At 54.6% G+C, this 11775-nt stretch carries 9 protein-coding genes and 1 pseudogene; 1 reads left to right on the top strand and 9 read right to left on the bottom strand.

Translation table 11 applies throughout. The annotated features are described in order from the left end of the window. Positions 1–198 precede the first annotated feature (198 nt). From M0R70_16420 to M0R70_16395, 6 genes and pseudogenes are all read right to left on the bottom strand, one after another. Positions 199–432, bottom strand: a pseudogene (locus M0R70_16420) (PAS domain S-box protein). A gap of 383 nt (positions 433–815) precedes the next feature. After that, positions 816–2792 carry an acetate--CoA ligase gene (gene acs / locus M0R70_16415; protein ID MCK9420943.1) on the bottom strand — a complete coding sequence of 659 codons (1977 nt, stop codon included), beginning with the start codon at positions 2790–2792 and terminating at the stop codon, positions 816–818. Positions 2793–3063: 271 nt separating this feature from the next. Then, on the bottom strand, positions 3064–4848 hold the full coding sequence (locus M0R70_16410) for a sodium/solute symporter (protein ID MCK9420942.1): 1785 nt from the start codon (positions 4846–4848) through the stop codon (positions 3064–3066). A 2-nt stretch (positions 4849–4850) separates the two neighbouring features. Then, entirely contained in the window at positions 4851–5162 is a 312-nt protein-coding gene (locus M0R70_16405) for a DUF485 domain-containing protein (protein ID MCK9420941.1), read from the bottom strand. A 36-nt stretch (positions 5163–5198) separates the two neighbouring features. Beyond that, positions 5199–5903, bottom strand: a complete 705-nt coding sequence (locus M0R70_16400; protein MCK9420940.1) for a 3'-5' exonuclease — start codon at positions 5901–5903, stop codon at positions 5199–5201. Between the two features lie 134 nt (positions 5904–6037). Then, complete coding sequence (locus tag M0R70_16395; GenBank protein ID MCK9420939.1) at positions 6038–7975, bottom strand: DUF294 nucleotidyltransferase-like domain-containing protein; 1938 nt, start codon at positions 7973–7975, stop codon at positions 6038–6040. 749 nt (positions 7976–8724) lie between these two features. On the opposite strand from M0R70_16395, the gene M0R70_16390 reads away from it, so the two are divergent. Next, on the top strand, positions 8725–9336 hold the full coding sequence (locus M0R70_16390; protein ID MCK9420938.1) for a DUF3786 domain-containing protein: 612 nt from the start codon (positions 8725–8727) through the stop codon (positions 9334–9336). A 211-nt stretch (positions 9337–9547) separates the two neighbouring features. On the opposite strand, the gene M0R70_16385 is transcribed toward M0R70_16390, so the two are convergent. The 3 genes from M0R70_16385 to M0R70_16375 all read right to left on the bottom strand — a co-directional run bounded on the left by M0R70_16385 (position 9548) and on the right by M0R70_16375 (position 11374). Beyond that, complete coding sequence (locus M0R70_16385; GenBank protein MCK9420937.1) at positions 9548–9742, bottom strand: hypothetical protein; 195 nt, start codon at positions 9740–9742, stop codon at positions 9548–9550. 523 nt (positions 9743–10265) lie between these two features. Beyond that, the gene (locus M0R70_16380) at positions 10266–10856 is read right to left on the bottom strand and encodes a tetratricopeptide repeat protein (protein MCK9420936.1); all 591 of its coding nucleotides are present in this window, start codon (positions 10854–10856) and stop codon (positions 10266–10268) included. Positions 10857–10903: 47 nt separating this feature from the next. Next, on the bottom strand, positions 10904–11374 hold the full coding sequence (locus M0R70_16375; GenBank protein ID MCK9420935.1) for a HEAT repeat domain-containing protein: 471 nt from the start codon (positions 11372–11374) through the stop codon (positions 10904–10906). Positions 11375–11775: the final 401 nt, after the last annotated feature.

Raw genomic sequence — 11775 nt, 5'->3', positions numbered from 1 at the left:
CGATCTTGCCGTCGATGCCGGTCCAGTCCAGCGGCATGCGCGCCGAAAAGTCCCCTTTTTTAACCGCCGTCAAGACGCTCAATAACAGTTTGGGGTCAAGTTCCCCCGATGCTTGTCCTTTGGTTGCAACTTTCATTTTTGGTCCTCTCTGGTCGATCGGAAGGACTCTGTCGCATTAAGTGCCGTGCATAGGAAGAGCTTGTTCATCACTTCGGCGGCCGTGTAGCCCAGCATCCGTTCCGCGCCGACGTTGAAGCTCTGGATGACGCCCTTCGCGTCGGTGACGATGCTCGAGAAGTTGGCGCTGTTAAAAATCGCGCTCTGCAGTGCCCCGGTTTTAAGCAAGGCTTCCTGGCGTCGGACCTCGGTGATGCCTTCCACCGTGCCGGCGGCGGGTTTGCGAATGGAGGAATTAAGGTCTTTAGCTGACATGCTGCACCTCAGTCTTTCTACTCTATAACAGCTGCACATGCGGCGTTCCGATTAATAGTTGTATCTGTCGATTACAGCGTGTCATTTTACACGAATATTCTCCCGCTCTCAGCGCTCAATCGTCATTTTTCACACTTGTGCCAGTATACCACACTTCTTCTGCCCCCGGAGCCCCTATTCACGTTCGAGGGTTTTCGCCTCGATGTCGAGTTGGCCTGCGTTTGGGTTGGCAAAACAGATTTCTTGCACAGGAAAACGGACTTCGTCCTGACGTGGTTTCCTTGAAGAAAAGGTTCATAGAGAACGGGATCCACAAACAAAAAAGAGGAGATTGGATAACTGCTCCAATCCCCCCTTGTCGTTCACGTTACTGCGGCGCGGATCTACAACTTCCCTTTCACCAGGTTGTCCACCACCGACGGATCGGCAAGCGTCGAGGTATCGCCGAGTTCGTCCATCTGGCCGTGCGCGATCTTCCGAAGGATGCGGCGCATGATCTTGCCGCTCCGCGTCTTCGGGAGACCGGGCGCGAACTGCATCTTGTCCGGCGTGGCGATCGGCCCGATGACCGAACGGACGTGGCCCGTGAGGACCTTCTTAAGATCATCGGAGGGCTTGAACCCGTCCTTGAGCGTGACGTACACGTAGATGCCTTCGCCCTTGATGTCGTGCGGATACCCGACGACCGCGGCCTCGGCCACCGCCTCGTGGCTGACGAGCGCGGACTCGACCTCGGCCGTGCCGAGCCGGTGTCCTGAAACGTTGATCACATCGTCCACGCGGCCCATGAGCCAGTAATCGCCGTCCTCGTCCACCCGCGCGCCGTCGCCGGTGAAGTATTTGCCCGGGAACCTGCTGAAGTAGACCTCTTTGATGCGCTTGTTCTCCGGATCTCCATACGTTCCGCGCAGCATGCCGGGCCAGGGTTTATCGATGACCAGGTATCCGCCTTCATTCGCCTTTGCGGGTGAACCGTCTTCTTTCACCACGCTCGGAACGACGCCGGGAAACGGTCTTGTTGCCGAGCCCGGCTTCGTCGTCATGGCGCCGGGCAGCGGCGTGATCAGGATGCCGCCGGTCTCGGTCTGCCACCAGGTGTCCACGATCGGGAGCTTTTCATGGCCCACGTTCTTGTGGTACCACATCCATGCCTCGGGGTTGATGGGCTCGCCGACCGACCCGAGGACCTTCAGCGATGAAAGTTCATGCTTGGCCACCCAGCTCTCGCCTTCCTTCATGAGCGCCCTGATCGCCGTCGGGGCGGTATAGAAGATGTTTACCCGGTGCTTGTCAACAATGTCCCAGAACCTGCCCGGGTCGGGATAGCTCGGGATGCCCTCGAACATGAGCGACGTCGCTCCATTCGAAAGCGGTCCGTAAAGGATATAACTGTGGCCCGTGACCCACCCGATGTCGGCAGTGCAGAAGTGGATGTCCTCATCATGGTAGTCGAAGATCCACCGGAAGCTCAAATTGGTAAAGAGCATGTATCCCGCCGTGGTGTGCAGCACGCCCTTGGGCTTGCCCGTGGAGCCGGAGGTGTACAGGATGAAGAGCGGGTCCTCCGCGTCCATTTTCTCGGGCTCGCAGTAGTTGGTGATGTCCTTGCCGGCCATATCCTCATGCCACCACGTGTCCCTGCCCGGTTCCATGTTGACCTTGCCGGTGCCTGCCCGCTGGACCACGATCATGTCCTTGACGGTCGGGCATTCGAGAATTGCTTCGTCGGCATTGGCCTTCAAGGGCACGTACCTGCCGCCGCGGACCCCTTCGTCCGCGGTGATCACCATGGACGACTGACAGTCCTGGATGCGATCACGCATCGCCTTCGCGGAAAAACCGCCGAACACCACGCTGTGGATAGCGCCCACCCGGGCGCAGGCCAGCATGGAGATGGCAAGCTCCGGGATCATCGGCAAATAGATGGTGACCCGGTCGCCCTTTTTGACGCCCTTCTTCTTGAGAACATTGGCGAAGCGGTTCACCTCGTAGTACAGCTGTTGATAGGTAAAGGTCTTGTAGGTTCCCCCGTCCGCCTCCCAAATGAGCGCCGCCTTGTTGCGCGTGGGGGTATTGATGAAGCGGTCGAGACAATTCACCGAGGCATTCAGCTTCCCGCCGATGAACCACTTGATATAGGGTTTGTGAAAATCATAATCGAGGACCTTGGTCCACTTCGTGAACCACGTGAGGTTCTTGTCCGCCATCTCTCCCCAGAACTTCTCGGGGTCGTCGACGGAGCGCTTATAGAGCTGCTCGTACTCCTGCATGCTCTTGATATGCGCCTTTTGGCTGAATTCCTTTGACGGAGGGAAGGTCCTTTTCTCCGTCGACAGTACCTGGATGCTATCATCTGCCATGATTGTTTCTCCTTATCTGGATGATCATAGTGTCGGGCCCTGGACCCGCGAACAAGCATACACAATACGCCGTGAAAAGTAAACTCCGCTGGAGAAATAATTTCTCGCCTCTATGGCCGACGGATTTCAGCCGCCGGCTTCAGGGGAACAGGTACCCTGCGCCATGGCCGCGACATCCTTCCCCAGGGGAGTGAACCGGCGAGCGGGGATGCATGGATTCCTGCTGACCGCTCACCGATTCACGGTATGTTTCGGTACAGCTTCTGACTGTTTACTCCTCTGATCCTATGCCGAGATACTCACGGACCTTCACGCCCGCGAACTTGTCCTCTGCCGCCTTCTCGGGATTGATGATGGAAACGAGGAAGGCCATCAAGAATGCCGCGGCCATCGAGTAAATGCCGGGGTTCTTGAGCGGGAAGATCGCCTTCGGCATCGTGGAGCCTGCTTCCTTTTTCTCGGCTGCCAGCTGCTCCTTTTCCATTGCCTTCGCGGATACCGATGTCTGCAGGGCTGCATTCCGCTTCTCGGCAGCCGCCTTTTCCTTCTTCTTCATCTTGCCGAGAGCGTCGGCGCTGATGACCTGCTTCTGCATCTCCGCGATCTGGGTATCAACCGTTGCCATGGCCGTATCGGCCTCTTTCATCCGGACCTCGACTTGCGTTTTAGCTTCCTTGTGAATGATATCCACCCAGACGGTCGGGCTCAGGATAATCAGCACCGTCGCCACGATAACGCCGGTATAGATGCTCCAGACGACCCCGTAGGTGGTGAGTTTCTTCCAGGTGATGGAGAGGAGCAGCGCCGGGAAGTTCGCGCTTGCCGCGATGGCAAAGGTCAGGCCGACCAGGAACGCGACGTTCTGTCCTTTAAAGAAGATCCCGAGCAGAATCGCGACGATGCCCAGGCCGACCGTGGAGATCTTGGCAACCTTCACTTCTTCCTTCTCCGCCGCAACTCCGCGCCGGATCACGCCCACGAACAGGTCATGGGAGAGCGCCGATGCGCCCGCGAGCGTCAGGCCGGAGACCACGGCGAGGATCGTGGCGAATGCCACGGCCGACAGAAACCCGAGAAAAAGATTTCCACCGAGCGCCTCGGCGAGCATCGGGCCGGCCATATTGCCGCCCTTGTCAATGGCCATGATGGCCTTCTGGCCCACGAGTACCGCGGCGCCGAAGCCGATGGTCACGGTCAGGATGTAGAAGTAGCCGATGAACCCGGTGGCCACAAACACGGACTTTCTCGCCTGTTTGGCATCGGGCACGGTGTAGAACCGCATCAGGATGTGCGGGAGACCCGCCGTGCCGAACATGAGGGCGAGGCCGAGTGAGAAGGCGTCAATGGGGCTTGTCACCAGGCCGCCCGGCTCGAGGAACTTTGCGCCGTAAAGCTTGCTTGCCTGGCCGAACAGCTCGCCGTAGCTGAACCCGAACTTGTACAGGGTCATGATCACGAGCAGCGTGGCGCCGCTCAGGAGGAGGACCGCCTTGATGATCTGCACCCACGTTGTTGCGATCATGCCGCCGAAGAGCACGTAGAGAATCATAAGCGATCCGGTCGCAATGATCGCGACCTCAAAGGGCAATCCGAACATGAGCTTAATCAGGGTCCCGGCTCCCACCATCTGCGCGATCAGGTAGGTGATCACGACGACGAGCGATCCGGTAGCGGCTGCCGCCCGGATGGGGCGCTGCTGCAGACGGTACGCGACCACGTCGGCGAAGGTGTATTTCCCGAGGTTCCGGAGCGGTTCCGAGATCAGGAACATGATGATGGGCCATCCCACAAGCCAGCCCACCGAGTAGATGAGGCCGTCATAGCCTCTCGTCGACACCAGGCCGGCGATCCCGAGGAACGACGCGGCGCTCATATAGTCGCCGGCAAGGGCGAGCCCGTTCTGGAAACCGGTGATGCTCCTGCCCGCTGCGTAGAAATCTTTTGTGGTCCTTGTCCGTTTGGCAGCCCAGTATGTGATGCCGAGGGTGCTGATCACGAACATAAGAAAGAACATGATCGCAACGGGGTTTGTCTGTCCAATGATTGTCTGTGGCATGATTATCCTCCCACCTTTTCTTTGACTTTGTTGACCAGCACATCATACTTGTTGTTCGCCCACCAGATGTAGATCCCGGTAAAGATCCAGGAGAATACGATCGTACCTACCGCGATGGGGATCCCGATCGTAATAGCAGAGCCCTCGGAGAGCTTCTGCGCCAGGAACGGCTTGTTGAACGCGATCAGGCCGATGAATCCGAAATAGAGCACCAGCTCGAGGATCGTCAGAATGGTGGAGATGATAAACTTCTGCCTGGACAGGTCTTTGAAATCAGGGTCATGCAGGATATCTTCGTGTTTTAATTTACTCATGGTTCTTCCTCCTTCTGTATTTTGTTCATTCTGCTCCTAAAAGTTTCCGAAATCTCCTGTTATTCTGAATCGATCACCTCCTTCAAATGGTTTTCCACGCTTCAAAAGTTCCCCGATGTCATGTACCCCCGCCTCTGTAAGGAGCGGGATGAACCGTTGCAAAAGCTGCGCGGTCGTAAAAGCGTCCGCGATCGCGTTGTGTGAACCGTTCACCGGGACACCGACGCTTTTCGCGATATCATAAAGCCGGTATCCGGAGAGCGCCTTCGCAAAACAGGCATGGGACTTTAACCGTTTCCGGAGCCACTCATCGAGCGTGAACGTGTCGATCGCGGCGTTTTCGATCTCGCGTCCGTACAACCGTTTCATCTCCCGGTTCAGAAATTCGAGGTCGATGGAGATAAAATGTCCCACGAGCACGTCATTCCCCGCATAGTCGAGGAACTTTGCCAGCACGGTATCGATCGCGGGCTGTACCGCCAGATCGGACGGCATGATCTCGTGAATAAGCACATTGGCCGCCCTGAGTTCCGCCCTCGGTCCTACGAGCCGGTAGAATGTATCGCCGAGATCGATCCTGCCGCCGGTCATGCGCACCGCGCCGATGGAAATGATGGCATCCGTTTTCTCATCCAGCCCGGTAAGCTCCGTGTCCACGACCACGTAGCGGACATCGGTGATCGGCGTCTTGGCGCTGAACCCCTGCGGCTTTTTTTCTTTTTTCCCGATCAGTCTGAACACAGGTCAGTCCTTTAGGGCCGTGAAGCGTTCGTCGTAAGGCGTCAGGCGCTTCTGACAGCGAGACACGGGAAAGTGAAACGTGTAATGATGTAAACCCCTCCCGCCCTCACGCCTTACCCCTCGCGGAATTTCCCCTACCAGATCAGCGCCTTGTAAAGCTCGATGATCAGGTCCTGGATCTTCGAGATGAGATGGAATGCCCCTTTGATAGACCGTTTTTCGAGGTTGCTCAACAAGTTTGGATTGATGAAGTTGTCGGGCGCCACGCCATTTCTGATCTGTTCGTACTGATGATGGATCCTGAGGAGCATGATGAACTCGAAGGCCTGCTCGAAATCGTCGGCGTATTCCTCAACGATGGTATGCATGCTCCGCAGCGTTTCGATCCGCTCCATGGTGGAGGTCTCCCGGATGCCCTTCTCGAGCGCAAAAAGCCGCAGGATGTCCACGAGGGGCGCGAGGCCTTTGATCTTGAGGTTCAGTTCGTCCTTGTGCACCCCTCCCTTTTCCACGACAAAGGACTTGAAGAACCCGATGGGAGGTTGATTCTTGATCGCCATGTTCGCCAAATAACCGAGGAACACCTTCTGGTCTTTGAGAAGCGCGCTCAGATGATCACGGAGCAGTTCGGCCAGGGAGGTCTCGCCGTACATCGGCCGGAAATCAAAGAAAGCCACGCAATTGAGCACGGCCTCCGGCGTAGGGGTCGAGATCCAGGTGGAAAAATATTTTTTCCATACCTTGATCGGCTGGCACCACTGGGGATTGCTCGCCATATAGTTTGCCGGGCAGGTCGGGAACCCGCACTGGAGCAGGCTGTCTCTTACAAACTCGGCAAAGACGGAGAAATATATTTTCGCGGCTTCCGCCTCGGCCTCCGTCGCCGGATCAGCGGTGATTATGGCGTTGTCCTGGTCGGTCTTGAAGGTCTGCTCCTTACGGCCTTCGCTCCCATACCCGATCCAGCAGTAGGCGACCGGCGGCTTGCCGTGCTTCCGCTCGGCGCATTCAAGAACTTTGCGCACGAGCCGGTCATTGATCTCGGTGATGACCTTGGTAATATTGCTCGCCTTGGCCCCTTCCTTGAGCAACAGCCCGACAATCCCGTTGATCTTCTTCGAGACCGGAATAAGCCCTTCGATGGTCTGCTGGCTCTCGATATCCTTGGTGAGTGAGAGCGGCGATGTCCCCTGCAGCATCATCATGTCGTGGTTCGTGATCACTCCGGTGAGATGGCCGTCCTTGATCACCAGAATATGGTGGATGTTGTACTTGATCATTTTCAGCACGGCCTCGAAACAGTAATCCCGAGCGTCCACGCGTATGAGCGAGGTGCTCATAATGTTCTTTACCGGCTCCCCGACGCTCCGTCCCCGTGCGACGACCTTTTCCCTGAGGTCCCGGTCGGTCACCATGCCGGTGGGCAGGCCGTTGCGGTCCCTGATCACGATCGAACTGATGCTCTGCTCGGACATGATCTGCGCCGCTTCGCGGATCGACGTGTCCTCTTGTGTGGAAACCACGTTCTTGACAGCCATGTCCCCCACCTGTGTCGTGAACAGGAGGCGGTCGCTCCCTCCGTAGAACATGCTCTTGTCCTGCATCTCGCGGTAGGTTTTATCGATGTAACGGGTGATATGGGATTGAAGGAAGAATTCAGTGAACGAACGGTTTGCATCGAGCAGTTTTCTCACCATCTCTTGACCCAGGAGGTAGCAGATCGTGTCGTCAACAGCCACGACGTTGGTACGCACCCGGTCTTTGCCCACCATGGACAGGAAACCAAAGGTCTCCCCTTCTCCCCGGTAATCGATGACAGCCTCGCCGCCGTCGTCCGAAACAAGAACGATCTTCACCCCGCCCTTTTTGATGATACGAAGCGCGTCACTCGGCGGCCCGTCCTGCCGCATGATCACCAGGTCCTTGGGATAGAACTCCATGGACAGGTTCCGGGCAACGGCCTGTAGGTCCGTATCACCAAGAAACTGGAATGGCGGGACCTTCTTCAGGAACCCAATCACGTCTTCAAGGATGATGTTGTTGCCATAATTCGGCGCCTTGGTGGATTTCATGATCAATATCTAAGCAAAACAAAGACCATATTTACGAATAGTCAAAAACAGTTTCCATTTTATTATTTCTCGCTGTGCATACGAACTGCCTCGCGGGAATATCAGGAAAACTCTGTGATCTGTTTTTTTTCGTTACGCTGGGCGGGAATGGAATAATCTAAATAAAATCAACGTATTTTTATCATATTCTTCGAAGTCTGTTATAGAAAGAGCAGCCGGACATGGTATAGTGCATAATTGAAACTAATAGGGGTTCGCGTTTTATAAATAGAGGCCGATAAAATTCAGTCATCGCGAATTCATGAAGAGGAAGTCATTACCGAAGAGCAGACATTCCACTCGTAACTAATAGTAATATCATGATGCACAAGCGGGCTACGAAAAGTAACCGGAAAATAGCGGCAAGTAATATCACCTGGTAATGTTACAATATGTTTATTGATATAAAATGGGTATGCATTTCACCGATCTTAGTACAACATACTGTGAATTATTTCAAACCAGATTCCCCCCGGCTTAAGTCATGCTGGGGCAGGCTTTTAGACCTTCGGGAATGACAATATCGTCGCACTGTTTGAGTCATCCCCGAGTGCTCTTATCGGGGATATGGTCCATTCGATAGGGGTAGGTGCCGTCCGGTGCATACCCCACATAGTATTCATCGTAATGCATGCATATATCCATTCCACTTAACAAAAGCCGGCTTATCTGTTACTATGGAGTGAATTAATACTTTTCAAAGAGGTTATATGGCGGAAACGAACAATCCCGGAGAAGATAAGGCATGGGAGATACTCACGACGCTGAAACCGGCGGATGTCTGCAAAGCAGCTTCTGTTTCCTATGATGCGGTGTCCTTGAATTATCAGGTGACATCATTCGGCATGGACTTCATCGTTTCCGTACGAGACAGGAAGATCTCAAGCACGGCTCCGGGGAGCGAGGTGCTGCTCGGAAAACTCGGCTATTTCTTTCGGCTCTCGGTCCTCTGGTATCTGGTGAGCGCCAAGGACATCACCTGCACCAACAGGCCCGTAAAGCTCGAGCACATCAGGGGCGGCGACATCTTCACCAGAGGATCACACGTCCTGCCGCTCGACAGTGTCGCGAAGAAGTATGGGAAGGACCGGGAAGGGTTTATTGATAAGGGGAGAAACCTTGGCGGCGAGGTCATGACGTACGGCGATGTTTCGCTCCGGCTTGCGCCCCTGCCGCGAATACCCGTTACCCTGACGCTCTGGCTGGAGGACGACGAATTTCCCGCCCGTCTTGACCTGCTGTTTGATTCAACCTGTGAGATGCAATTGTCCACGGACGTCATCTGGTCCATTGCCATGATGAGCGTGCTGATCATGCTCTGAACCGGACCCGCCTGACGACGTCCTTGCAATAATATTTCGGATGCGATTTCTGCGCACAAGCGGGGTAAATGCCGCGGGTGGACCTGGTGTCAGGATGCTCATTGATGGACAGTTTTGTAGGTTGGGCAAAAGTATCAACTTGCCAACATTCTTTCGCTTCGATTTGTTGGGCTTCATTAACACCGTTCAGCCCAAACCTACCGACTGTCGATCATTGTTTTTTAAGCGACTTGTAAAGATCTTCAAGGTCGTGTTCGTGCTTTAATTCCGCAGCCGCAAATTGCTCAAAAAGCTTTTTTGCATCAGGATTATCAGTGTCCCTGGCCGCTTTTAGGTAAAACTCGTAAGCCTTGTGCTCGTTCATTATCCCGGTCTTGAAAACCTCAAATAGTGTATCATTATCCATGGCGCCTCCTCGTTATATAGTGTTCCCCGCAGACACTAAGTCGTTATGATTGTTCAATTGCTGAAGCAGGCCCTTCCGTTGATCTTCAGTATGCATACGATCAATTTTGAGATCGATATGTCCCAACTAATGCAAACGCATAAAATATTGTTACATGTAGGGCAAGGCTTTAGCCTTGCTTTAAGCAACCCTGAAGGGTTGCCCTACAAATGATATAACAATAATTATTGCGTTTGCTATAATTGTTTGAAATTATTTGTCACGTTGATGACAGTATACCATATATTTCCCCGGACGAAGCGATTAGCCGTGCGATTTTCTCGGCAATGTGGCAGGAGACGGATGGTGACATCCAAGAATTCTTACATCAACTTTGCGAGATAAATATACATAAGCTCTTCTCGCAGGCCCTCCAACCAGAACAACAAATTCCAATGCTGATGGACAGCTCAAGGATATGTGTGCGCCCTGAGTCTCCCGGACCTTCGCGCCGGAAGCGCCGAGGGACAGCGTGCCGCGGCCGCTACTTCTTCACCCTGCTCTTTTTCGCGATCATCTGGATCGCTTTGCCCGCATCCCGCTTCAGCCAGAAGGCACAGAAGACCGCTGACGCGATCACTACTACCGCGAGGCCTCGTTCTCCCCGCTGGAGCATCATCGCTCCGCCGCTGATCAAAAAGATCATGAAACCGAGAGGAATGAATATCTTTGAAAGGACCTCTTTGAGCGGAGACAGGTTCCGGTAACATTCCCGTGCATCGGCAGGCCTGTTCTTCTTCTCATAGAGCGCTCCCAGATTGAACCACAGCAGATTGTTCTGCGGGTCCGCTTTGGTCACCCGTTCGTAATACATGATTGCCCGATCGGGATCGATATCCTGAAGCTGCATGGCAAGACGACCCCAGAGCGTGTACCGGTTCCCCGCTTTCTCGTAATGTCTTTCGGCATCAACGGCCCTCCCCGTCTCTTCGAGGATCACCGCCTTCATGAACTGCCCCCGATGAAAATCCGGGTGAGAAACAAGGAGCCTGTCCACTGCTTTCTCGGCAGCGTCATATTCCTTTTTTTCGTAATGCCCCAGGATCTGGTTCAGCAGCTTGCTGATGGACTCCATATACCTTCTCCTTTTATCCGTTTCGCGCGATGGTCAGTGCGATACCGTCATCGTTTGCTGTTTTTCTCAATTGCCTGCTTTGCCACGGCCGCGAGTATGACATCCGGGCTGATCGTAAACGGCTCGACGACCTGCATGGCCTGCGGTCCGCCGATCTGTCCCAGGCTGCGGATCGCGCTCTTCTTCACAATGGGCGACTGATCAGCGGCAAGCAACTGGATGAGGGGGGAGATCGCATCGCGCGAACGGATCATGCCCAGCGCTTTGACCGCGCTCTTCCGCACCCGTTCTTCCGGGTCGCTGAACATGGCAATGAGCGGCGGCACGGCATCATGCGAACCAAGCTCCCCGAGGGAAAAAGCGGCGTTGTTCCGGACCGCCATGTTTTCGTCGCCAAGCGCCTCTATCAAAGCCTTCTCGGCCTCCTTGTCCCTAAGCTTGCCGAGTTCGGCGGCGGCGTTCACCCGGACCATCCCGAGACCGCTCTTCAGATCGCTGATCAGACTCTCAAGACTCATCGCATCCTCCCTCAATCGCACATTTCAGAGACTCAAGCGCGAATTTTTCTTTCTGATTATCACACACACCCTTCGCAAATGCAACCCGCAGTTCACAACATAATATTCTGTCAATTGCGGCTCTTGTAAAACTGTTTGTCATCCCCGAACGGCTCTATCGGGGATATGGTTTTTCAAACGGTGAGAACCAGATTCCCGCTCAGAATCACTGCGGGAATGACAAAATTGGGGCTTTTGCAAGAGGCTCAATCTTCAATGTTCATGTGCATCATGCCCCTACCGCTCCCTCGGCATCCCCCACTTCTTTCTCTTTTCCCAGAGCGATTTCCGGGTGATCCAGAGCATGTCCGCAAGCTGCTGTTCGTTGAACTGGCCCTGGTATCTCTGGATGAAGGCCTTGG

The organism is Nitrospirota bacterium, from assembly GCA_023229435.1.
GTDB lineage: Bacteria > Nitrospirota > UBA9217 > UBA9217 > UBA9217 > JALNZF01.
The sequence above is the reverse complement of the archived record's forward strand: the minus strand, read 5'-3'. Positions and strand labels throughout refer to the sequence as shown.

Coding starts and splice junctions, on each gene's coding strand:
- M0R70_16405 (MCK9420941.1), bottom strand. CDS start 5,162: ATGAGTAAATTAAAACACGAAGATATCCTGCATGACCCTGATTTCAAA.
- M0R70_16375 (MCK9420935.1), bottom strand. CDS start 11,374: ATGAGTCTTGAGAGTCTGATCAGCGATCTGAAGAGCGGTCTCGGGATG.
- M0R70_16410 (MCK9420942.1), bottom strand. CDS start 4,848: ATGCCACAGACAATCATTGGACAGACAAACCCCGTTGCGATCATGTTC.
- acs (MCK9420943.1), bottom strand. CDS start 2,792: ATGGCAGATGATAGCATCCAGGTACTGTCGACGGAGAAAAGGACCTTC.
- M0R70_16390 (MCK9420938.1), top strand. CDS start 8,725: ATGGCGGAAACGAACAATCCCGGAGAAGATAAGGCATGGGAGATACTC.
- M0R70_16395 (MCK9420939.1), bottom strand. CDS start 7,975: ATGAAATCCACCAAGGCGCCGAATTATGGCAACAACATCATCCTTGAA.
- M0R70_16380 (MCK9420936.1), bottom strand. CDS start 10,856: ATGGAGTCCATCAGCAAGCTGCTGAACCAGATCCTGGGGCATTACGAA.
- M0R70_16385 (MCK9420937.1), bottom strand. CDS start 9,742: ATGGATAATGATACACTATTTGAGGTTTTCAAGACCGGGATAATGAAC.